Raw genomic sequence first — 23986 nt, forward strand, 5'->3', positions numbered from 1 at the left:
AACGAGCCGTGGCGGGGCGCGGGGCCGCGGTCCGGCAGGGCCGGGACTGCGCTAAAGCTGGAAGTTCACGTTCTGGTCGAAGGCGTAGCGGCACTTGTTGAGCACGACGCCGAGCATGCGGGTTTGGGCGCGCAGCTCCCGCTCGCATACATCAATGTCATCGACGGTACTGTGGTCGGCGCCAACCACCAGCAGTGCGGCTTCCACTTGGGGCAAGAGCCCCAGGCAGTCATCGCTTTCCAGCATGGAAGGCAGGTTAAAGATGAGCATGTCGGCGCCCAGTCCCTGGCGCAAGCGTTCGAGCATTTGGGCTGCACCGGGGCCGTGCAGCAGTTCGGCTGGGTAACCGGTTGAGTCGGAACTGGCGCCAATTGCCAGATTGTCGCCGACGCGGACCAGGAAGTCTTCGGGCAGGCATTCGCCGCGCAGGAATTCCTCGGTGCTGTAGCGGCTCTTATGGGCAAAGATCTGGGCGATGCCTGGCCGGCGCAGGTCGATATCCACAAGGGCGACGCGGACCTGCTCGTGCTTGGTCAGGCTGATCGCCAGGTTGGCCGCAATGGTCGCCTTGCCGCAGCCAGCATCGGGCGAGGTGATGCCCAGCGTTTTCCAGCCCTGCTCGCGGGCGGCCTTGAGCAGTTTGGTGCGCAAGATGTCAAAGGCGAGAGCAGCCTTGTGCCGGCGCTGGAAGGAAACGATCTTCTGCTTGGTGAGCCAGCGCGGGTCCACTGGCAGGTCGGTCAGTTGCGACCAGGCAAGGGAACCGGCGCCCGTGGGCTTTAGCGGGAAAGTCGTCGCGGCGGCGTGGCGTTCGGCTTCGATGGTCATGGCTGAACTCCCGGCAAGGGTGAGGCAGTCGCGGCCTGGGTCTGGCCAATGATGTTCTTGTGCGGAGAAAGATAGATGCCGGCGACCAGCAGCACCACGGGAATGGTGAGAGTCGCCGCGACGCTCATTGCGAGGCGCCGATGATCAAAAATGCGGCGTTCGATATAGGGAACAGTGATATAGGGGACGATCTGCAAGCGAGATGTGAGCTCGGCTGGACGGCGAATGCGACGGTTGAAGAACTCCGGCACGACCACGGCGACAAGACCGGCCAGCACGCCGACAATGAGGCTGGCGAACAGCAGCATGCGGGTGCCAAATCCTTGGAAGTTACGCGGCGGGACCGCGCTTTCGATCAGGGAAAGCCGTTCGCCCTTTAGCAGCAGCTCGATCTGCTTGCCCGTGGATGCTTCGGCGAGGCGCGCTACAGCCAGGTCGTATTGCGCCTGCAGGTTATGATGATCGCGCAGGAGCGAATTGAGCCGGGTTTCATTGCTCGGGGTGCGGGCGATGGACGCGCTGAGATCGGCGATCTTGCGCTGGACCTGCTCGCGCTCCTGAGCGATGGCGGCGAGCCGGTCGGTGATGTCAGCGATCTGGAACTGGCGCGCGTTGGTGGGGCGGTCGGAGCCGGGTTGAGAGCTGGCTCCGGCAAGATCGCCCTCGATGGCGGCGATACGGCCACGCAGTCCCTTGATGGTCGGGCTGTCTTCGGCAAACAGCGCCTGCTGCTGAACCAGTGATTGGCGCAGCGCCTGGAGGTTCTGCTCTACCGGGGAAGTCGGTAGTACGCCAAGTTCCAGCGGGCGGGATTCGAGGTCTGTGCGCTGCTTGCGCAGCATTGATTCTTCCTGCGCCAAAACCAAAAGGCGTCGCTGCTCAACGGTTTGCTGCTCGCGGCGGAAGTCGAGGCTGTCGGGCAGTGCGTCGATGTGCTCGTTCTTGAAGGCAAGAATCCTGCTGTCCGCTTCGCGCAGGGCTTGATCGAGCCGCGCCGCTTCGCCATCGAAAAAGGTGACGGTGTCGGTGGCGCGACCGGTGCGCAGCTGGATGTCCTTGTCGAGGATCTGGGTCACGAGTGTATTGACGAAGTTCGCGGCGCTATCAGGGTCGCCCGCCTTGAAGGCTATCCGGAATACGGTGGCAACAGCTCCGGTGCCGCTTTCAATATGGGTGGGCGCGATTTCGAGGCGCCGGATCAGATCGTCATAGGTTTCGGCGCGCGACATTGGTGGGCGGCCCTGATAGAGCGCCAGTCGGTCGGCGAGGGCGAGCAGATTGTCGCGCGAAAGCACGTGCTGCTGAATGATCTGGAACTGCTCGGCCGCGCCGGTAGGCACGGTGGACTTGGCGAGTTCTGCCGGGATCTGCGGGGATTCAACAAGAATGCGAGCGGTGGCCTGAAAGACGATGGGGCGCAACACGGTGGCGATCACGCCGGCGCTTGTCGCGATCACCAGGACGATCAGGAAAAGCGGCAAGCGCCGCATAAAGAGGGATAGATAAAATCTGAAGTCGATATTGCTCAGTGCATTCACGTCACTCACCCGACCGGTCTGCAGCGGCGCCTCAGCCAAAATTGTCTGGCGACGAACCTAGAGCGCGACTCATCAGCGGCTCCATCGCCAACACGGGTGAGACCGGGAATAAGATAGGCCGCTGGAGCTAAGCCGCTGTAGCTGGTTCTTTTGCCCCCGCCTCGCGATACGATCAGGCAATGCTGCTGGAGCGGGGCCCACCATGTTGAACTTGCACGATTTCTCGCTGGCGATACGGCGCCGTATGCGCCTGGCGGTGTTGCTGGCGGGCGTTTCGTTCGCCTCCATGGCGATGGCGGCGCCGGCGCCACTTGCCCCGCTGACCAAGCTCAGGATCAGTGTAGTGCAGTTTGTTCCGGCAACGGGCGACTACAAGCGCTGGGACGCAGTGAGCGGAGAGTTCGTGATCGGGCCCGATGGCTCGCTGGCGGTCCCTACGCTGGGGCCCATGGATGTCTCGGGCCTGAGCGCCGAGGATCTTGGCACCCGCATCGGCGAGTTGCTGCAGACCGAGCTGGGGCTGCTCGATGCGCCCAATGCGTCGGTGCAGGTGCTGGAATATCCGCCGGTTTATGTGGTGGGCAATGTCGAAGCGCCGGGCGCATACAGCTATCGCCCCGGCATGACGGTGATCCAGGCCATGGCGTTGGCCGGGGGCGAGCAGCGGATCGAAGGGGCCTCGGGCCTGTCCGAAACCATCAAGCTGCAATGGGACCTTGAGGGTTATAGCCGCGATATCCTGCGCACCACGACGCGGTTGGCGCGGCTCAAGGCCGAATTTGCCCGCGAGCCTGAGATCACGTTTGACCCCACGCTCAACTCTGCCGATCCGGTGGTGGCCGAAATCATGGAACAGGAGCGGCGCATCTTTGATGCGCACACCAACGAGTTATTGCGCCAGCAGATCGGGCTGGAGCAGTTGGCCGTACTCTACAAGGCCGAGATCGATGCGCTGGAACAGAAATCGACGGCCCTCGACGAGCAGATCGTGCGGGCACAAAAACAGGTGGACTCACTAACGGCATTGCTGGCGTCGGGGTCGTCGACCGTGGCGCGCCTGACCGATGCGGAACGGATCCTCGACGATTTGCGCTCGGACAAGCTGGACAATCTGATAGCCACCATGTCGGCGCGGGAAAATCTCAACCGATCCGAGCGGGACTTGGCCAAGCTGCAGGACGAGCAGCAATCCTATGCTGCGGCGCAATTGCAAGAACAGCAGGCGACGCTGGAAAAGCTGATGCTCAACCAAACAGCAACGATGCGCATGCTGCGCCAATCGATGGATTTCGACGCCAACGCCACGCTGGCCCAGACGGCGAAAACGGGGATCAGCTATTCCATATTGCGCCAGGAAGGGGAGCAAACAGTGTCGCTGGACGCCAGTGAAGCCAGCGTGTTGGTGCCGGGAGACCTGGTGCGGGTAGCGCTGGAGGTGCAACTACCGGGACGATCACCAGCGCAGACGCCCGGCGGCACGGCGGCCCCGGTGGACCTCGCCATCATTCCCTAGGAAAGGCGGCAGCCTAGCAACCGGTGCCGCGGAACACGACTTCAACCGTGCGCCAAAGGATGCGGAAATCAGTGCCGACTGAGGCTATTTGCCCGTAGCGCGTGTCGTAATCGGCCCGGGCGGCAAAGGAGCAGTCATTGCGCTCGCTGATCTGCCAAAGGCCGGTCAGTCCCGGCAGCATGTCGAAATAAGCGGTGCCGTGATAAAGTGGGCGTTGGGAGGGCAGCATGGGACGCGGGCCGACAAGGCTCATTTCCCCGATCAGCACATTCCAGAGCTGGGGCAGTTCATCGAGCGAATAGCGGCGGAGGAAGCCGCCAATGGGTGTCAGCCGCGGATCGCGGCGCAGTTTTTGCGTTGCGGCCCATTCGGCGCGTGCTGCTGGATCGCTCTCGAGATGCCGGGCCAGCGCGGCATCGGCATCCACCACCATGGTGCGAAGCTTAACCAGCCGAAACACGCGCCCGTAACGCCCCAGGCGCGGCTGGCGATAAAATGAAGGCCCTCCATCAAGGCGCACCAGCAGGGCAAGCATCGCGATGAGCGGCAGGAACAGTGGCCCGAACACCAGTACCAACACCAGATCGCTTAGGCGCTTGGTCGGTTGATAGAAGCGGCGGGCGAGGGCGAGCCGGCGCTTGCTGGGGGCGACACCGGCACCGGGCTTGGCCGGCTTGCCGACGAAACTGTCAAACATCATAGGCCTCGCTTGTTGCATGGCAGGCGCCAGATGCCGATGTTGGCGAGTGGCGGCAGCCGGGGCAGTTGTTGCCGCCAAAGCTCATGCGGATGCAGTTCCTGCGTGCTGGGACGTTAGGACCTCCCACACGGGGGCAAAACTCGCCGAGGGGATTAAGCTGTCGCAGAGAGGAACCCCAACAAGCTCCGAGCGCCTTAGGTGAAGTCGGCTTCGTATCAATAATTGCGAGGGTTTCCGTAGGTTTAAGTACCCTCAACGAGTTACGGGTGCGGCTCGGCCTAGGCCGTTTCCGCCTGCCGCTGGCGCCCGACCTATCTAATTGATTGCCGCGACATACGGTGGAGGGAGCAAGCGTGATTGCCGATCCGCCCACTAGGTTGATGTGATTATGCCGATCGTGGCAGCCGCGCCCTAGCGTCTTTCCGCGCCCGACCGGGGCGTGGACAAGGACAAGATCATGCCCAAGATACTGGTGGCCTATGGAACCCGACCCGAAGCGATAAAGATGGCGCCGCTGGTGGCGGCGCTGGCGGAGTCGGGGCTGGTCGAGCCGGTGGTTGCGGTAACGGGGCAGCATCGACAGATGCTCGACCAGGTCAATGCCTTGTTCGGCATCGTCCCCAAGCATGATCTCAACATCATCACGGAGCGCCAGTTGCTGACGGGAATCACCTGCCGAGCCCTGGAAGGGGTTTCTGCCATTATTGCCGAGGAGCAACCGGACGCAGTGCTGGTGCAGGGAGATACCACCACCTGCTTTGCCGCTGCGCTTGCGGCATTCTACCAGCGGGTGCCGGTGATCCATCTGGAGGCGGGCCTGCGGACGCACAACAACTATAATCCGTTCCCCGAGGAGGTGAACCGGACCATGGTGTCCCGGATCGCCGAGCTGCATCTGGCACCCACGGCGACATCGCGGCAGAACCTCGTGGCAGAGGCGATTTCGCCAAGCGCGGTCGCCGTGACGGGCAATACGGTGATCGATGCGCTGCTGGAAGTGGCGGCGCTCCAGCTGCCGCCGGCAAATCCAGACCTGCTCAAGCTACAAGGGCGCCGCACCGTGCTCATCACCGCCCATCGGCGCGAGTCCTGGGGGGAACCGATGGCGCAGGCAGCGCGCGCCATGGCCCGCCTCGCGAAGGCGTTCCCCGACATCCAGCTGTTGCTCCCGGTGCATCTGAACCCGGCTGTGCGCGAGATCCTGCTGCCGCATCTGCAGCATCTGGAGAACGTGCTCATCACCGAGCCGCTAGGCTATAGCGACTTCGTGGGCGCGATGCAGGCCTCGGACATTGTGTTGACCGATAGCGGGGGCGTGCAGGAGGAGGCGCCCAGCCTTGGCAAGCCGGTGCTGGTGATGCGGGCAACCACCGAGCGACCTGAAGCTGTGCTGGCAGGAACGGTCAAGCTGGTTGGCACCAATGAGAACCGCATCTTTGACGAGGTGAGCCGGTTGCTCACCGACCGGGCCGCCTATGATGCGATGGCAAAGGCCGTCAACCCTTACGGCGACGGCCATGCCTCAGATCGTTGCGTGAAGGCAATTGCGCATTATTTCGGCCTCGTGGCTGAACGCCCGGTGGATTTCGCGCCCGGCCTCGATGCCGCTCAGGCCCAGGCACCGCGGGTGTCGTAAACCACCTTGCCGTTGTGCCGGTTGTGACGTAGCGCCTTGAAGGCATCGTGCTCGACGAGCAGCACGATGATATCGGCCTCGTCCACCGCCTGCCCGGCGGGCACCAGCCGCAGATTGGCATTGCTGTGCAGTTTGGGTGGGAGATCGCTGACATAGGGATCGGCCACCATGATCTCGACCTCCGGCAGGGCATTGGCGATCAAGCCCACCACATCGATGGCCGGGCTTTCCCTGACGTCATCCACGTTGGCCTTGAAGGTGAGCCCAAGGCAGGCAATGGAGGGCGTGCGGAAGCGCTGCGCCTTGGCGATGACCTGATTGGCGACATGGTGGGGCTTGTGGTCGTTCACTTCGCGCGCCGTGCGGATAAGTCTGGCGGTATCCGGTGCAGCCGCGACGATGAACCAGGGATCAACCGGGATGCAGTGGCCGCCAACACCGGGTCCAGGTGACAGGACATTGACCCGGGGATGCTGGTTGGCGAGGCGAATGACCTCCCACACATCGAGCCGCAGGTGCTCGGTGATCAGGGAGAGCTCATTGGCAAAGGCGATGTTGACGTCGCGGTAGGCGTTTTCCACCAGCTTGGCCATTTCAGCACTGGCGGCGTCGGTGAGGAGGATCTCACCTTGGGAAAAGACCCGGTAGATGCTGGCCGCCTTGATGGCACAAGTGGTGGTTAGTCCGCCAACAACGCGATTATTGGTGATCATCTCGATCATGATGCGGCCCGGCAGCACCCGCTCGGGGCAGTGGGCGACGTAAACATCGGCGCTGCCCCCAACAATATGGGGCATCTTGAGATCGGGCCGGACCGCACCGATCCAACGGCTGACCTGTTCGGTGGTGCCGGGCGGGCTGGTGGATTCGAGCACCACAATATTGCCGGGGCGCAGCTTGAGCGCGACCTGCTCGGCCGCCGCCTGGACATAGGAAAGATCGGCGGTGTGATCGGGGTTGAATGGGGTGGGCACGGCGATGATGAAGGCATCCGCCTCAGGGATCTCGCGCGACATGGACAGGCGACCCATCGCGACCGCGCCGCTTACCGCGACGGCCAGGTCAGGCTCGATAAAGGGGGTTTCACCGCGCGAAATCGCTTCAACGATGCGCGGATTGACGTCCACGCCGACGACCTGGATGCCCCGGGTGGCGAGAACGGTAGCGGTGGGCAGGCCGATATAGCCCATCCCGATTACGGCCAGCGTGCCGCTGAAGACTTCGTTCAACATGAGTTCGATCCTGTGAGCCGCAGACATCAAGCCGGGGTGCGCGGCGGCGGCGCAGCTGGCGGGGTGGGGGAAAGGGCGCCGGCCGGGCGCAAAGCTTCGCGCAGGGTCAGGGCGACAAAGGCGGTGTTGGTGACGAGATAGCGCTTCCACATGCGGCCGGGCTCCTGGAGCAGGCGGTAGGCCCATTCGAGGCCGAGCCGCTGCCAGCTGCGCGGAGCGCGCTTGGTGAGGCCGGCCATTACGTCGAAAGAACCGCCGACCCCGTGCAGGATCGGCACGCCCAGCTCGTGCCGGAAGCGCTTGAGGAAGATTTCCTTGCGCGGCGAGGCCATGCCCAAAAACAGCATATCGGCTCCCGAGGCGCTGATCTGGGCTGCTACATCCTCGACCTGCGCCTCGGCGTAATAGCCATGCTGGCTTCCAGCGATCCGCAACCCTGGCCACCGCGTGGCGATCTGGCGAACGAGGGGGGCGAGTACCTCCGGCTTGGCGCCTAGCAGGTAAACGCTGCGGCTTTCACGGTGGGCCATATCGAGCAACTGTTCGAAGAGATCGATGCCGGCGACGCGCTCGGGCAGGGGCCGGCGCAGCAGCTTGCTGGCCCAGACGACGGACTGGCCATCGGCCAGCACCATGTCGCAATCGAGCACGGCTTCCTGGAGCTGCGGGTCGCGCCGCATGTTGACGATCTTGGCGGCATTGACGACGCCGATCAGCAGGGGCTTGCGGGTGAGCATCGCTTCGCGGCAACGATCCACCGCCTGCTCCATGCACACGGCATCAAGCTGCACGCCAAACAGCAGGCGGCGATCCGGGATGGCTCGCCCCTGTGAGGGGTCATCTGGCCGCCCCTGGGGTGAATGAACTCCCTGTTGCATGGAGGCTCCTCCGGCAGATTTCTTCTGCTGCAGGGAGCCTAGGTGCGTCGCTGACGGGGTCGCAATAAACCCAATTTGCGGGAGTTTAAGCTAGTGGGCTTAGGCGGGGAGCGACCGGACTGAGGGCGGAGGTAGCCGAGCTTGTCGATAGTTCGTTCTCGCTAGCTTTTGGGGGCTCGGGCAGACCGCGCAGTGCAGCGATAACCATAGTTGCTAAGCCTGAGGGCCGACGCGGTTGACGCCGGCCCTCACGGGTTGATGCGGGACTAGAACAGGAAGTCGTTTGCGGTCAGCTGGACGGTGCCGCTGAGTTCGATTTCGAAATCATGCCGTCCATCTCCGTTTACATCGCCCTGGACAACGGTGCGGTTCTGCCCGGGCTCGGTGTGCCAGGCGATTTCCCCGCGTGTGCCGGTGAAGCTGGCGCCATTCCGGGCCAGAAAGGAGAAGCTCTGGATGCCATCGACATTGGGGTCAGCGTCCAGGCTGGACAGGTCGATCGTGTCCCGACCGGCCTCGAAGTCGGTGATGACGTCACGCGAGCCGACATAGGAGCCCGTCTCCGCCGCGGTGCGGAAGACGAAGGTGTCATCTCCTCCGCCCCCAGTCATGGTATCCCAGCCCCAGCCGCCGATAATGGTGTCGGCACCACCCCGAGCATCTATCGTGTCATTGCCGCCGCGCCCGTCGATAGAATTGGCGCCGTCGTCGCCAACCAGATTATCGCTGCGGGAGGTGCCGGAAATAACAGTGGCGGGTGGCACTTCAGGAGCGGGGGAAGGGGTAGTCCCGCTGGCCAGCCCGGCAATATCGCTGGCGCTAAGCTTGACGATGCCGCTGAGCTGGATTTCGAAGTCATGAATACGGTCGCCATTGGTGTCGCCCTGGATCACCGTTCGGTTCGCGCCCGCCTCTGTGTGCCAGGCCAATTCACCGGCACGACCGGTGAAGCTGGCATTGTCCTGGGCGAGCCAGGTGAAGCCCTGCTTGCCCGCCAATTGATTATTGGCGTCAAGGGCTGACAGATCGATCTTGTCCTGCCCCGGAGTGAAGTCGGTGATGACGTCGCGGCTAAAGGCACTGCGGCCCATCTCGGCGACGTTCTTGAAGACGAAGAGATCATTGCCAGCGCCGCCGGTCAGGGTGTCACGGCCCAGACCACCGATGATGGTGTCGTTGCCACCGGCGCCATTGATGACGTCATTGCCGGCCCTGCCATCCAGCACATTGGCAGCGCCATCCCCCGTGAGGGTGTCGGCGGCATCAGTGCCGGTCCCACCGGGCTGCTGGGGCTGAGGATCAGGATCAGGCTGCGGTTGTGGCTGTGGCTGAGGAGCCGGCTCGTTGGGAGCGCCGCCAGAGTCGGGTAGGGGCCAAAGGTCCCCGATCTCGGTATTGCCGGACACTTGGGGGCGGTTCTCAAAGAAGGCGTAGTAGCCCCATTGACCTTCGCCGAGAACGTTGTTGGTGATCTGCACGCCGCTGATCTGTTCGTCGGTGAACCGGCCATCGGAGTAGATGGTGTAGCCACCGCCGGTCAGGTAGTTGTTGTCGATAAGGATATTGCCGACACCGCCAAAGTAGTTGTCGATCATGATCGCGGAGGTTTGGCCGTGATCATTGATGATCGTGTTGTGGCGGATGATGGTCTGCTCGGCTGAACCGCCGCCACCATTGATCTCGATCCCATCGTAGTGAGCGTCGGGACCGCCCTCCAGATCGTGGATGTAGTTGTGCTCGATCACGCTGGGCGAATAAACGTTGATGCCGTTGTCAACTTGGGAAATGTCGTTGTAGCGGAAGGTCCCCGACCCGGAGATCCCGTTGGTGCCGCCCACAATGTCACAGTGCTCGACGGTTACGTCGTTTCGCTGCGAGATGATGCCGTTGTAGCTGTTGCCGACAATGCGGCAGTCTACGATGGTGACGTTCTTTGCTTCGATGGTCAGAGTGCCGCGAATATCGAGCCCACTGATCACCGCGTTGTCCTCGGTGACGGTGAACCCGCCGACCTGTTTAAGATTCACGCCTGACCGAACGCCGGTGCTGTCCGCGTCAGGGAAGCCTTGCAGCGTCCTTGTGAGATCCAAGGGCATGTACGTCTCCTGAATTACCGCACCCCCGTTTGGATGCGCGGTATTAGGTGACGGCGGAATGGGACCAGTTGGTGTTCCCATCGGGATGATCCGCCATAGTGCTGCCACATGCCAAACGCGCCGGCGTCACGTTTTTCCAGGCAATCCGTTGATCGACATTCCGTTTTCTTGAACTGGCGGTGGTCGAAGAGCTGCCCCATTTGGAGCAATACTCCGCCAGGTTCTTGGCGGGAAAGTATATGGATTCAACCCAGATGATGCAGGTATGCAACATCTTCCGTGAGATTTGATGGTGGAAGGGGCTTGTTGATCCTGATTCGTTCTGTTTCTTGCCGAGTACTATCTAAGTACAGGCAAGGATTATGAAAGCTCCAACTCACGTGGTTCGGGAGCTGCCGGGGCAGCATGGGGCTTTCTGACGGCCAAGTCGCCGATCAGGCCACGTGCCAGAGCCGCATTATGGATGGCGATGATGTGGCGAGCTGGCCAGGGACGATGATCGAGAACGGCAGCAGCATCGAACTGGGTGACCTCATAGAGGGCCGCTTCGCGCGGATGGAAGTAGAAGAAGCGGTAACCCCAGCCCGCAAGTTTGGCATATTCTGGCAGCGATGCGAGACCGAGGAGCAGCACCAGAATGTCGGCGCCGCCGCGCCTGAGCAGCGGTTCGGCGCCGGCTAGAACAGCGGTTTCAAAGCCAGCCACGTTGATCTTAAGTAGGGAGAGATGGTCAACGCCGAGGTGCTCGAGCTCTCCCGCGAGGGTGCGCACCTGCACCGTCTCGGTTTGCTCTACGGCCCCCGAATGGCCGGAGCTTTGGGCCAGACGGCTGACCCAGGTGTGGTCAGTGGTTTCGAATACCGCCTCATATTCGGCTTCACCGAGCGCCAGCTGATGGATATGGACGCGGTCAGCGAGCCGATTGCGCTCGATGTTGCGCTGCAGGGTGCGGATATTGGCCCCGCTCGGCTCAAAGGCATGGACGCAAGCAACTGGCAGACAGCCGGCAAATAACGCGAACTGCCCGATAGCGGCGCCGATATCGGCGACGATCCAGTCTGGCCGGGCAATGCGGCGCAGGAATGCGAATTCGGGATCGATCAGGTCACCGAACATGACGAGCGCCGTGGGAACCTGGCTGGGATAATCGAACTCAATGACAGGGCCGGAGGCGAGCTTGATCTGGGCGTGTTGCGGGCGCTGCAGATGGAGAAGGGCGGAACGCACAGCACCCCGAAGCGTGGCCGTGATCCCTACCGAGCGCATGCCCCAGCCAAGCTTGTGGGCGTGCGACCGGGAGCTAGCCAGCATGGATGCAAGGCGGTTGTTTACGTTCACTTTGTTCCTCCGCTTGCTCGAGTTTGTTCAGCGCCGGCAGATGCTAGGCGTCCCAGGTGCGAGCATTCAGGAGGACAAGGCGGCCCGCATTAGCCAATCAAGGCTGTCACGGGAGGAGGGACTGATCCGAAGGATGTAGTTGAGAGCCTCACGCGGTTCTCTAGTCTGCAGCAAGACGGGGGCTGACCGGGACTTGCTGGTAGGGTTGATGGAACAAGTCGCAATTGCCGGGGCCGGGCGAACCGCAAGTGGGCTTCGGTCCACTGCAACCCGAAATCAGGGCGCGCGCATGAGCGCGAGGGAAGCACCCCCGTTGGCAGATCGCGTCAAGGGTCTGAACCCACTGGTTCCGGTGCTGCTATTCTCCTTGTTCGTGCCCTGGCTGTTCCATGTGGGGGCGCTGGTTATCAGCCCTTACCGGCTCCTGCTGCTGCTGACGGCCATTCCTTGTTTGTGGCTGTGGGCGAGCGGCAGGGCGGGGCCGGTACGTCTCCCCGATTTTGCCGTGCTTGGATATGCGCTTTGGGGCGCGATCAGCCTTGGGGTCAATCATGGTGGCGATGTGGGATTCCAGTCCGGAGGCGTGCAAGGCATGGAAACGGTGGGCAGCTATTTCCTTGCCCGAACCCTGATCCGGACTGCCGAGGATTTTCGCCGACTGTGCGCGGTGCTGGTTACGGCCATTCTCCTCCTGCTGCCATTTGCTTTGATTGAAACGGTGACAGGCCAGAACATCCTGTTGCGGACCTTTTCTTCCGTGATGTCGTCGATCAACGAGTTCAGGATGCCGGGGCGGCTGGGGCTGGAGCGGGTGCAGTCGGTTCTGGATCACCCGATCCTTTTTGGTGTCTGCACCGGAAGCGCGCTGGCCCTCAGCTTTACAGTCTTGGGTTACGAGCGGCCGGTTTGGCGCCGCTGGAGCACCGCCTTCCTTGTGGCGCTCACCTCCTTCACCTCGCTCTCAGCCGGGCCGATGAGTGGGCTCGTTGCGCAAATCTTGTTGCTGTTGTGGGGGTGGGTGTTGCGGCCCTTCAAGGCACGCTGGACGATTTTGCTTGTAATGATCGGCCTTGCGCTCCTCGCCATCGAACTTTTCGCCAAGCGGCCGCTGCCCAATGTGCTGCTATCCACCATCGCGCTCGATGGGGAGTCCGCCTATTATCGCGTCCTTATCTGGAATTTCGGCTCGGAATCGGCCCTGAACCATCCCTGGTTCGGCGTCGGCTATGGGATGTGGGACCACCCGTCCTGGATGACGCAGAGCATCGACATGTTCTGGCTCTATCCCGCCATCGTGTTCGGAATCCCCGCCAGCTTGATGATGTTCACGGCTTTCCTGGGCAGCACGATCGGCGTTGGGCGCAAGCGCAATTTGCCGCCAAGGGAGTATTCCTATCGGATGGGCTACCTCATCTGCATGGCCGGGTTCTTTGTGGTCGGGTGGACCGTTCACTACTGGAACGCGACCTATGTCCTGTTCATGTTTTTGATGGGCAGCGGGCTGTGGCTGATGGATGTGCTTGAGGGAAGACGCGTCGAGGCGGTGGCGCCGGCTCGCGAGGGCGGGGCACCGCGTGATCCTCGGCCGGCTCGCCCGTCGATGGTACGAGGCAGCCAACGGGAGCCGCCTCCCCAGCGAGGGGTTGGGAGAGCGTGATGGGTCGTCGCAAATTGTTGCTGGTTGCGCCAACTTGCGATGGCGCGGATGTCGGTGAAGCCTGGGTAGCGTTCCAGTGGGCGTCACGGCTAGCGGAGCGGGCGGAGGTGACGCTTCTGACCTATCACAAGCGCAATGCTCGCCCGGCGGCCGAGCAGTTGCGGGGGCTGCGGGTGATCGAGTGGCCCGAAATGGCCTTGTTCACCCGTGCCGAGCGGCTCAACAGCATGCTCAAGCCGAGTTATGTACCGTTCTATTTTCGCGCGCGCCGCTGGATCAAAACGGCACTAGCACGGGGGGAGCAGTTCGATGTCGCCCATCAGCCAACGCCGGTGGCCATGCGCTATCCGTCGCCGGCGGCGGGGCTGGGCATTCCGCTGGTGATCGGCCCCGTTGGGGGTGCGCTGGCGTCGCCGCCCGGCTTTGCGGAGGAAGAAGGCAGCAATCCCTGGTTCATGCGACTGCGGGGAATGGACCGGTATCGCCTTCAGTTCGATCCGCTGCTGCGCGCCTCTTATGAAAGTGCCGATTGCGTGCTGGGCATTGCACCCTATGTGGGCGAGACGCTGGCGGAGTTGTCGCTGAAGCGGCTCGAGTTCATGAGCGAAACGGCCCTTGAGCAGGTGCCCGAACCAATTGTCCGGACGGACAGGGGGCCCGTCAAACTGCTGTTTGTGGGGCGGCTGGTGCGCACCAAAGGCGTGCGCGACATTGTCCGCGCCATGCAGTTGCTGAGTGACGTTGCGGTGACGCTAGACGTGGTGGGCACCGGCCCCGAGCAGTCGATTTGCGAGGCACTGGCGGGGGAGATGGGTGTGTCCAGCCGCATTACCTTTCATGGCTGGAAGGCCAGGGCCGAGCTCGACGCCTTCTACCGCAATGCTGATCTGTTCGTATTTCCAAGCTATCGCGAACCTGGTGGCAATGTGGCGTGGGAAGCCATGTCCTATTCGCTGCCCTTGATCGTGGTGGACAGAGGAGGACCGGGGAACGCGGTCTCGCCCCAATGTGCGATCCGGCTGCAGGCGAGCACGCCCGAGAGCCTGGCCCGGGAAGTTGCCGCGGCTATTCGGCAGCTGACCGGCGATCCCGAGCAGCGCGCGCGGATGGGGCAGGCGGCCTACCACCAAGTCAAAGCGACCGGCCTGTGGTCCGCCCGTATCGCGCGGATCGAGGCGATCTATGACGAGATCGAGGCCGGGCAGTTAAGCGTGCGGCTGGCCGGTTCCAGCTAGCCGGCCAGGGCGGCACGCAGGGCGGCACGGTGGCCGCGGCCAAGGGGCGTGCGCATGGTGGAGCCCACAATCAGCGCCATCCGGAAGGCCCAAGTGGCCAGCGGACCATGATGGCGGCGGAAGTAGCGGATGCGGTTCGTGGTCATCAGCGCCGAGAGATAGGTGCTCTCATGATAGGCGCCGCCCTTATGGGTGACATGGGCTTGCGCGACATAGGCCGGGGTAAAACCTGCGACCCGGACGCGGCGGAGATAATCGACCTCTTCGCTGTAAAGAAAGAAGGACTCGTCCCATTCACCGACGGCGCGGCGCGCCTCCGCTGAGACCAGCAAGGCGGCGCCGCTGGCCCATTCGATCTCCCCACCGTTTTCGTAAAGGTCCTTGCTGGCGACGATTTCACCCAAGCCCATGCGGGCGGCGACGGCGGTGCCGACCAAAGCGTCGGACCAGGCGGTGATCACCGACGGCTCGCGCCGCAGCGAAGCGGCGAGGGTGCCGTCGTCGTGGAGCAGCTTGGGCACGGCAACCCCAATCCGCGGATCGGCGATACGCTCGAGCAAGAGGCTCAGGGTGCCCGTTTGGAGCCTCGTGTCCGGGTTGAGGATCAGCAGGTGCGCCTCAGGTCCGGCCAGGGCCGCACCGATATTGATGCCGGCCGCATAGCCGCCATTGCGGCGGCTTGGCACGACAATGGCGCCCACAGAATGGGCTTGGGAAATAGCGACGGAGTCATCGTGGGAGTCGTTGTCGATCACAAAGACGTCCAGCCGTGCGACTTCGGTGCGGTGCTGCTGGATCGAGTGGAGCAAGCCGGGCAGGGCATCGGCACTGTTGTAGGCCACTATGATGATGGCCAGCCGCTCGGCCGGTTCAGCGATCGCGTTCAATTCAGTGTCTCCGTAAAGGCATGCCCGGTTTCCCGCGCCATGGACAGCAAGGGTCGGAACTGGTTGTTATCCTTGTTGATCTCCAGCGGTTTTTCACCTCAGCAATCAGGGTGAAGCGGCAACATCGATCCGTGCTTCGATGTAGGCGACGCCGTGGGCTACGCCCAATGGTTTGGGTCAGCTGTCCTTTGGGTAGCCTCCCTTGCGGGGGTGAACTTCTTACTGTCGCCAGCACAGAGCCGTGCGGCCGAGTTGGGTCGTGCCGAAAATCAAGCAGAGCGCATTCATGCCAATCATCTCGGTTATCCTGCCAACCTTCAACCGAGCCCATAGTTTGCCCAGCGCGATGGGTTCAGTTCTGACCCAGTCGTTCCAGGATCTCGAACTCATCGTCGTAGACGACGCCTCTACCCAGGATATCGCGGCGTTGGTGCAGCAGATCGATGACCCACGGGTGCGGCTGGTTCGCCGGCCGGTCAATGGCGGCGCGGCAGCGGCGCGCAATAGCGGGATTGACGAGGCGCGTGGCGCATTCATCGCCTTTCAGGATAGCGATGATCTGTGGCTGCCCGGCAAACTCGAAGCGCAGCTTGTGCTGTTAGCAGGGCTGGGAGGCGAGTTCGGTGCGGTGACCGGGCCCAAGATCTATTATGGACGGGACGACCGGCTCCGATACGGGCCGGGCTATGTTTCGGTGACGCCCTCGCCCAAGGGGCGATTGCCCGCAGTTGGTGACCAGGTGGGCCGCTTGCTCGATGAGAACCGGCTAAGCGTTCAGTGCGCGCTGTTCCGAGCCGACTGCATGCCGCCAGGCCCTTGGTTCGATGAGCGGGCCCGGGCCAATGAGGATTGGGAATTTGCGGTTCGGCTGGCGCAGCACACCAAGATTTTCGAGCATACCGACGCGGCAGTGCTAGGGTTTGTGTCGGGTGACAGCATCTCGATGAACTCGCGCCGCCAGATGCTGGGCGAGTTGCTGATTGCCAAGAACAATAAGCAACTGCTGCAGCGTTATCCGCGGCAAAAGGCTGCCATCATGCGTAACGCTGCCCGCGTCCTGTTCAAGACCGGCAAACCCAGAATGGCGCGGCGCCTGTTGCTGGCCAGCATTGCTCATTATCCGCCCAGCACGATGACGGTTCTTGAAAGCTTGAGCCGGAAACTCCGCGGCGGGGTTACGCTGGCGGGCCAGCGCCTTGGCTTGGTGCAGTCGGGTTAGTCGGCAAGTCGAGGGTCGCCGAAGCCTGCCCCCGGAACTGGACGGAGGTTAGCAGTTGCTGGCGGTGCCTGGACTTGGCCCAGCTGAGCCGGGCGCGCCATTGATAGGGAAGAAGCCGATGCGCGACGAACAGCGCGGTTGTGCGCGTCATGTCGGCCGCAAATTGCCCAAAGCTCGGCTGTGCGACGACGCAATCGGCCATGAGTTGGTGCAGATCGCGCGCGACCTGGGCCAGGCTGAAATTGCGGGTGACAAAGGCTCGGCCGAACGCGCCCAGTTCGGCAAGACGTTCGGGGGCGGCCGCAAGCTCGGCGATATGCCGGGTTAGTTGCGCGCGGCCGGACTGGCCGTCGCCAAGGCCATAGATGCCCATCTGGAGGAAACTCGGTGCCGTTTCGGGCGTGAAAGCGCCGGAGAACCCCTGTTCGCCCACTACGATAACCGGCTTGGCGAAAGCCATGCCACGCAAAGCGGATCCGCCCATGCCGATGACGATGTCAGCCGCAGCATAGGCGGGACGGGGATCGAGCATCGGGCCGATCACATGCGCGGCGGTGCGGCCGAGTTCGCGGTTGACCTCTTCGGATAGCGCTTCGATCTCGGGGCGGGCGGTGCCGTCACCAACGATCACGAAGTGCAGGGGCAGATCGTGACCTAGGCTGCGGACGGCCTCGATCGTATCCCGCAGACTTTCGGCTTTCATCCAGTGCACAAGACGGCTGACGGTGACGAGAACAATGTCGCTCTCCGAGAAGGAGTGGCGTTCGCGAAAGTCCTGGCCTTGCGCGGGGTCGGGCTGGTTGAAGTCGGTATCCACCGGCGGCAAGAGCGGGCTTGCCCGGCGGCCGGACCGCACCGCCTGGGCCACGAGGTCGGGCGTCCCGAAAGTAGTCCGGATGTGCCGGGGGAACTCGTTGTTCACCACCATGGCCATGGAGGTGACCACCATGGGCACCCGCGTCCAAAGGTGGACGGCAAACATCGCTTCCAGGTATTGCGGTGCATCCCAGACATGGATGAGGTCGGGGCGCTCGGCTTGGGCTAGCCGATATAACGCTCGCATCCGCCTAGGGGAATAGCCGGCGCCGGTCGGGGCGGGGATATAGCGAAGCCCCTTGTCCTCGGCGAGCGCGACCATAGGACCGGGCACGGCGAAAAGCACGACATCGTGGCCATGCGCATCGCGCAACTGGGCGGCTAACTCGGTGGCGTTAACCTGGGTGCCGCCGACCTCGAGCTTGTGCGCAAAGACCAGAATCTTCAAGGCGGTGCTCCTGCTAACGGCCCCTCAAGCGGAGCTCGGTCGAACAGCCGATGCTAGGAATAGTGCGGCCGGCGATGCAATCACCGGAACGGGCTAGGAGTAGTGGCGCCGCTCCGAGCGGACCTGCGGGGTGCAACCTGCGTATCTTTCCGGATCAGGCTGCAATGTGAGCTAGGCGCGAGCAATCCTTTGGTTGATTTCGGCTTACGGCTACGCATGCAATTTTCATGGTCTTCAAGCATTTGGCGGGCTGACATGAAATCCTATCGCAGCAACGGCGGCAGCCAGTCGACGGGCCGCTACCAGGGTGCGTCGGGCGGCACCGCGATGTTCAGCAGCCCCGCTCCCCAGTTCAAGGCAGGCGAACGCGCAAGCACCAGCTACCGGGCGGGCAATGCCGCGAGCTCCGTCGGAACTGCCGGGTCCGGCGCGATGCAGTATCGACCGAACAGACTTCAAAACCCCGGCGCAAATACCGACAAGGGAACGTATTTTTCCCAAGCGGGAAAGCCCATTCTGCTGCCAAGTGCCGAGGTGTCCCCGTCCAACTTAGCTCTGTCCGCCCGGGACAGTTCCGCGAGTAAGCCAACACCTATGTTGCCGCCGGCAGCAGTGGCTATGGCTGTAGCCGGCTCGGTGGAACTGCCGACGAGCAGCGCGCCCGATCTTGCCCAGGCAACTGCAGCCAGTGCTAGCTTGGGCCGGGAAGACAAGTCGAGCGCAGCGACACCTGCAGCCCTCAAGGTCAGCGCCGAAACGGCGACTGTTGCAGCGACTCCCACATTGACGCCGGCAGGAGCGGCCAGCCCCGACTGGCGCGGCAGCTGGCTGAACGCTGCTGCGACGACCCCCTGCGGATCCTGTACCGGACGGGCCTGCACCATGTGTTCGGTGCGCACCGGTGGGCCGACGGCCAGCAGTGGGCTGCCGACCGGTTATTCGCCCAATACGCTGATCCTGCTTGAGCCATCCGATGAGATTGCCGCCCCTACGTCGCCGCGGGGATCGCCCGGAACTGGGCTGGATCCGTCGGCGGCTCCTTCCGATCTCCCTGGCGCGCCCCCGCCCAACGCCATTGTGCTGGAAAACCTGGAAGAGGGTACGCCCGAGAGCGAGTGGATGATTGGCAAGGCCGATGCCTCAATCGAGGGTTTTGCGGCGCAGTTCACCAGCAATCATGGTGAAACCGTCGACTTCAAGATCAACACCGATTCGACTGACTATCGCATCGATATCTACCGGCTGGGCTATTATGGCGGGGCGGGTGCCCGGCTGATGGACAGCATCGACCGGGACTTGGCCGCCCCGGTGATGCAGCCGATCCCCTACAAGGATGAGGAAACCAAGCTGGTTGATGCGGGCAACTGGTCAGTATCAGCCTCGTGGGAAATCCCGGACGACGCCGTTTCAGGCGTGTATTTCGCGAAGCTGACGCGGTTTGACGGCTCAGGCGGGGAAAACATGATCCCCTTCATCGTGCGCGATGATGATGCTCCGAGCGACATAACCTTCCAGACTTCAGACACGACCTGGCAGGCCTACAACTGGTGGGGCGGTTACAACCTTTATGGCGGCATTGAAGCGGGCGGCCGGGCGGGTCGGGCGAGTGCGGTCAGCTATAACCGGCCGATTATTTCACGCGATGGTGGTTTCTCGTCCGGCCCGCAGAACTATGTGTTTGGCGCGGAATATGCCGCGATCCGCTTTCTCGAGCAGAACGGCTATGACGTCGATTACATTTCTGGGATCGACACCGCCTCGGACGCAGCCCAACTGCTTAATGGCGAGATCTTCCTCACCGTCGGCCACGACGAATATTGGTCGAGCGAGCAGCGGGCCAATGTCGAGGCGGCACGCGATGCGGGGGTCAATCTGTCGTTCTGGAGCGGCAATGACGTTTATTGGGAGACCCGCTGGGAAAACAGCATCGATGGCACCAATACGCCATACAAGACGCTGGTCTCCTATAAAGAGCGCTGGGACAACGCTAATACGGACGCAGAGGGAACCACGTCCACCTGGCGCGACCCGGTGCTTGGCTCCGGCAAGCCCGAGAACGCGCTAACGGGCACGATCTTCACCGTCGATTCCTATCGGCTGGACGCCATCGACATACCCTATGACATGTCCAACCTGCGCTTTTGGAGCAATACGGAGGTTGCCGATCTGGAGCCGGGCGAGGTTTATACGCTCACCAAGAACCTGCTCGGTTATGAGTGGAATTCCGATCTCGACAACGGTTTCCGGCCGGCGGGCTTGGTGCCGCTGTCATCTACTACTGTGGACGTCGAAAGCCTGCTGCTGGACTATGGCAGTGCTGTTGGCTCGGGAACGGCGTCCCACAGCCTGACCATGTATCGGGCGCCCAGCGGCGCCTTGGTGTTTAGTGCCGGCACGGTTTACTGGTCCTGGGGCCTGGACAGCCACCACGACAACGAAGCGACCCCGACCGATCCCAATGTGCAACAGGCCATGGTCAACCTGTTCGCCGAGATGGGGGTGCAACCGGCCACCCTGATGGAAAGCCTGGTTGCGGCTTCCGAGAGCGAAGATGAACTGGCGCCCACGACAACGTTCACGTCGCCAACGGCAACCGGCCAGCTGACTGCTGCCCAAACAGTGACGATCACCGGCACGGCAACTGATGCCGGCGGGGGGAGTGTGGCCGTGGTCGAGGTTTCGACCAATGGCGGCACCTCGTGGCACCGGGCCAGCGGCACCACAAACTGGACCTATAGCTGGACGCCCATTTCGGGCGGCAACTATACCATCCGCACGCGCGCGGTGGATGACAGCATCAATCTGGAAACGCCGACCGCCGGGGTAACCGTCAATGTCGACCAGGGTGGCACGGGTCACCTGTTCGGGCCCAATGATCTTCCGGCCAACCCGCTCAACCGCGATCCTAACCCGGTCAATGTCGGCGTGCGGTTCAGCGCTGCCACTTCGGGCAGCATAGTGGGGATCCGCTATTACAAGGGCATGGGCAATGCCGGCGAACATATCGGCACTTTGTGGGGTCCCGGCGACGTTCGGTTGGCTAAGGCTACTTTCACGGCGGAGACAGCGAGCGGCTGGCAAACGGTGATCTTCGACTCGCCCGTTTCCATCACGGCGGGGACCACCTATGTGGCGAGCTTGTCCACCCGCGGGGGCTATGCGGCAACCACCAACTATTTTGCCACGCCCAAAACGCGTGGAGGGCTGACATCAACCAGCGGGGTCTTCAGCTACGGCAACTCAGACGTAGCTCCAGTTACGCAGTCCAACACCAATTACTGGGTAGATGTCGTTTATAGCGGTGTTCCCACGCCCAATGATCCGCCCGCGCCACAGAACGACGACGGCTTCCCGGTGCTCCGGGATCGGCCGATTACGTTTCTCGCCTCGACACTGCTGGCGAACGATGCCGACCCCAACAATGATCCACTCACCATTATCGGGGCTGGGGCGGCCTCAGGCGGTTCGGTGGTCTTCGACGCTAACGCGCAGACCCTGACTTTCACCCCCACGCCAGGCTTTGTCGGTGAAGCCTCGTTTGGCTATTCGGTGTCGGATGGGCGCGGTGGCACCGGTTCGGCGCAGGTCAACATGGTGGTGGTGCCGACACTTTCCACCACCTCGCTGTTTGCGCCAGGGGCGGCCCCGGCCGTTGTGAGCGGAACGGACCAGTCAGAGGTCAATCTGGGCATCAAGTTCGTGGCTTCCGCGGCCGGGGCAATCACCGGGATCAAGTACTACAAGAGCGCTACCGATACCGGCACGCATACCGGCACGCTCTGGAGCAGCACCGGCAAGCAACTGGCCACGGCAACCTTTGTGAACGAAACGGCCAGTGGCTGGCAGACGGTGCTCTTCAGCAATCCGGTTCAGATCACCGCCGGCACGACCTATGTCGCCAGCTTTCAAAGCAATGGCGGCTACGCCACGACGTCAAATTACTTCACCGCGCCCCAGAGCAACGGGCCGCTTACGGCGCCAGCAGCAGGCAACGGCGTTTTCACTTACGGGGCCGACAACCTCATGCCGACCAGTAGCTTCAAGGGAACGAACTACTGGGTGGACGTGCTGTTCGAGTCAGCCGTTCAGCTCAACAGGGACCCTGTCCCGGGCGACGATAGCGGCTTCAACACGGTCATCAATACGGCGCTAACGATCAATGCCTCGACCCTCCTCGGCAATGACACCGATCCCGACGGTGACCCGCTGACCGTTACGGGCATCAGCGGGTCCAACAATGGCACGGCCGTGTTCAACGTCCAGACCAACACGATTGTCTTCACCCCCACCAGCGGCTTTTCCGGCGCGGCCTCCTTTAGCTACACGGTAGCGGATGGGGAGGGCGGGACGGCCAGCGCAAGTGTGGCCGTGACCGTCACGCCACCCGTCAATCGTGCTCCCGTGGCCGCCAATGACACGGGGATGGTCACGGGGCAGGGGCAGGTGCTCCAGATCGCCGCCCCGACCCTCCTTGCCAATGACAATGACCCGGACGGAGACCCGCTGACCATCACGGGCGTCAGTGGCGCGGTGAACGGTGCCGTGGGCTTTAATGCCCAGACCAATGTCGTGACCTTCACACCCAATGCTGGGTATGCCGGGCAGGCGAGTTTCAATTATGCAGTCTCGGACGGCCGGGGCGGAACCGCGTCAGCTTCCGTGGGCGTGGCCGTCACCGAGCCAGTGGTGGGCAGCAACGTCTTTGCCGATAACGTCACGCCGGCAACGGTCAGCGTAAATGAGGCGCGATCAGTGGAATTGGGGATGCGGTTCACCGCTGCATCCAGCGGCTTTATTTCGGGGATGCGCTTCTACAAGGGCCCACAGAATACGGGGACCCATACCGGCACTTTATGGTCCAGCACTGGTGCCGTGATGGGCACTGTCGTCTTTGAAAACGAGACGGCATCTGGGTGGCAATCGGCCAGTTTCAGCACGCCCATCGCGATCTCCGCCGGCACCAGCTACATCGTTTCCTATCGCGCACCGAACGGCCATTACTCGGCCAGCCCCGGTTACTTCAACACTGCTACAACAAATGGGCTGCTCACTGCGCCGCAGAGCAGTCCGGGGAGTCTCAACGGGCTGTTCTCCTATGAGAACACAAATACCCCGCCCGACCGTAGCCTGAACGCGACCAATTACTGGGTGGACGTGTTTTATCAGCAGGGCGCCAACACTGCGCCGGTTGCAGTCAACGATGCCGGCCTCACCACGCAGCTCAATGCTGCGATGCAGGTCACGGCCGCGTCCTTGTTGGCCAATGACAGCGATAGCGATGGCGATACGCTCACGATCACCGGCGTGAGCGGCGCCAGCAATGGCACGGTGGTATTTGATCCACAGACCAAGCTGGTCACCTTTACACCAGCAGCGGATTACGCCGGTCCGGCAGGCTTCTCCTATACGGTGGCTGACGGGCGTGGCGGGACGGCTTTGGCCCAGGTGGCGGTGACGGTAGCTCCGGCCGCGACGGGGATCTCGCTGTTCCCCGAAACGGCGACGCCCGTAACGGTGACCGTCAATGATCCTAGTCCGGTTCAACTGGGAATGAAGTTCACCAGTTCGGCGGCTGGCGTGGTGAGCGGGATCAAGTTCTACAAGGGGCCCCAAAATACCGGGCTGCACACGGGCGCGCTTTGGACTGCCGACGGCCAGTCGAAGGGCAGCGTGACCTTCCAGAACGAGACCGCCAGCGGCTGGCAGACAGCCTCCTTTGCCACCCCGATCGCCATTGAGGCGAACACGACCTATGTCGTTTCCTACCACACCAATGGCAACTACTCGGCCACGCCATTTGGCCTCGCCTCCCCGGTAACCTCCGGGCCGCTGACTGCACCGTCAAGCGCCTCCAGCGGCGGCAATGGTCTGTTCGCCTACGGCGGGACCAGCGCCTTCCCCAACGGCAGCTATAACGCCACAAACTACCATGTCGATGTGATCTTCAACGCACTGGCCTCATGAG

At 62.6% G+C, this 23986-nt stretch carries 15 protein-coding genes; 6 read left to right on the plus strand and 9 right to left on the minus strand.

Translation table 11 applies throughout. From position 1 onward, the window contains the following. Positions 1-51 precede the first annotated feature (51 nt). Positions 52-828 carry a CpsD/CapB family tyrosine-protein kinase gene (locus AC3YMN_RS04990; protein ID WP_172123516.1) on the minus strand — a complete coding sequence of 259 codons (777 nt, stop codon included), beginning with the start codon at positions 826-828 and terminating at the stop codon, positions 52-54. Further along, a complete protein-coding gene (locus AC3YMN_RS04995; RefSeq protein ID WP_489889133.1) occupies positions 825-2375 on the minus strand; it encodes a GumC family protein in 1551 nt (516 codons plus the stop codon). The genes AC3YMN_RS04990 and AC3YMN_RS04995 overlap by 4 nt, the downstream gene beginning before the upstream one ends. Before the next feature lie 193 nt (positions 2376-2568). Between AC3YMN_RS04995 and AC3YMN_RS05000 the strand changes: the two genes are divergently transcribed. Next, positions 2569-3879 (plus strand): polysaccharide biosynthesis/export family protein, encoded by a 1311-nt coding sequence (locus AC3YMN_RS05000; RefSeq protein ID WP_489889134.1) that lies wholly within the window; start codon positions 2569-2571, stop codon positions 3877-3879. A gap of 13 nt (positions 3880-3892) precedes the next feature. Here AC3YMN_RS05000 and AC3YMN_RS05005 read toward each other — a convergent pair whose 3' ends face one another. Then, positions 3893-4576, minus strand: a complete 684-nt coding sequence (locus AC3YMN_RS05005) for a sugar transferase (RefSeq protein ID WP_489889135.1) — start codon at positions 4574-4576, stop codon at positions 3893-3895. A 460-nt stretch (positions 4577-5036) separates the two neighbouring features. Here AC3YMN_RS05005 and wecB point away from each other — a divergent pair, with 460 nt between their 5' ends. Further along, positions 5037-6215, plus strand: coding sequence for a non-hydrolyzing UDP-N-acetylglucosamine 2-epimerase (wecB, locus tag AC3YMN_RS05010; protein ID WP_489889136.1), 1179 nt, complete (start codon positions 5037-5039; stop codon positions 6213-6215). On the opposite strand, the gene wecC is transcribed toward wecB, so the two are convergent. The 4 genes from wecC to AC3YMN_RS05030 form a co-directional block, all read right to left on the minus strand. Beyond that, complete coding sequence (gene wecC / locus AC3YMN_RS05015; RefSeq protein ID WP_489889137.1) at positions 6188-7447, minus strand: UDP-N-acetyl-D-mannosamine dehydrogenase; 1260 nt, start codon at positions 7445-7447, stop codon at positions 6188-6190. The two genes, wecB and wecC, sit on opposite strands and share 28 nt — an antisense overlap. A gap of 26 nt (positions 7448-7473) precedes the next feature. Further along, on the minus strand, positions 7474-8325 hold the full coding sequence (locus AC3YMN_RS05020) for a WecB/TagA/CpsF family glycosyltransferase (protein ID WP_489889138.1): 852 nt from the start codon (positions 8323-8325) through the stop codon (positions 7474-7476). Between the two features lie 266 nt (positions 8326-8591). Further along, entirely contained in the window at positions 8592-10421 is a 1830-nt protein-coding gene (locus AC3YMN_RS05025; protein WP_172123509.1) for a M10 family metallopeptidase C-terminal domain-containing protein, read from the minus strand. 360 nt (positions 10422-10781) lie between these two features. Then, positions 10782-11759 (minus strand): FkbM family methyltransferase, encoded by a 978-nt coding sequence (locus AC3YMN_RS05030; RefSeq protein WP_489889139.1) that lies wholly within the window; start codon positions 11757-11759, stop codon positions 10782-10784. A gap of 289 nt (positions 11760-12048) precedes the next feature. Here AC3YMN_RS05030 and AC3YMN_RS05035 point away from each other — a divergent pair, with 289 nt between their 5' ends. After that, positions 12049-13416: an O-antigen ligase family protein gene (locus AC3YMN_RS05035; protein ID WP_489889140.1), complete on the plus strand. Its 1368-nt coding sequence runs from the start codon at positions 12049-12051 to the stop codon at positions 13414-13416. Next, positions 13416-14651 carry a glycosyltransferase family 4 protein gene (locus AC3YMN_RS05040; RefSeq protein WP_489889141.1) on the plus strand — a complete coding sequence of 412 codons (1236 nt, stop codon included), beginning with the start codon at positions 13416-13418 and terminating at the stop codon, positions 14649-14651. Before AC3YMN_RS05035 ends, AC3YMN_RS05040 begins: the two co-directional genes overlap by 1 nt. On the opposite strand, the gene AC3YMN_RS05045 is transcribed toward AC3YMN_RS05040, so the two are convergent. Next, positions 14648-15538, minus strand: coding sequence for a glycosyltransferase family 2 protein (locus AC3YMN_RS05045; protein WP_489889142.1), 891 nt, complete (start codon positions 15536-15538; stop codon positions 14648-14650). The two genes, AC3YMN_RS05040 and AC3YMN_RS05045, sit on opposite strands and share 4 nt — an antisense overlap. Before the next feature lie 286 nt (positions 15539-15824). On the opposite strand from AC3YMN_RS05045, the gene AC3YMN_RS05050 reads away from it, so the two are divergent. Further along, positions 15825-16757 carry a glycosyltransferase family 2 protein gene (locus AC3YMN_RS05050; protein WP_489889143.1) on the plus strand — a complete coding sequence of 311 codons (933 nt, stop codon included), beginning with the start codon at positions 15825-15827 and terminating at the stop codon, positions 16755-16757. Here the strand turns inward: AC3YMN_RS05050 and AC3YMN_RS05055 are convergent. Further along, on the minus strand, positions 16714-18021 hold the full coding sequence (locus tag AC3YMN_RS05055) for a glycosyltransferase family 4 protein (protein ID WP_489889144.1): 1308 nt from the start codon (positions 18019-18021) through the stop codon (positions 16714-16716). The two genes, AC3YMN_RS05050 and AC3YMN_RS05055, sit on opposite strands and share 44 nt — an antisense overlap. 618 nt (positions 18022-18639) lie before the next feature. Here AC3YMN_RS05055 and AC3YMN_RS05060 point away from each other — a divergent pair. After that, positions 18640-23985, plus strand: a complete 5346-nt coding sequence (locus AC3YMN_RS05060; protein WP_489889145.1) for a DUF4082 domain-containing protein — start codon at positions 18640-18642, stop codon at positions 23983-23985. Position 23986: the final 1 nt, after the last annotated feature.

The sequence above is a fragment of the Devosia sp. Z11_6 genome (genome assembly GCF_058133665.1).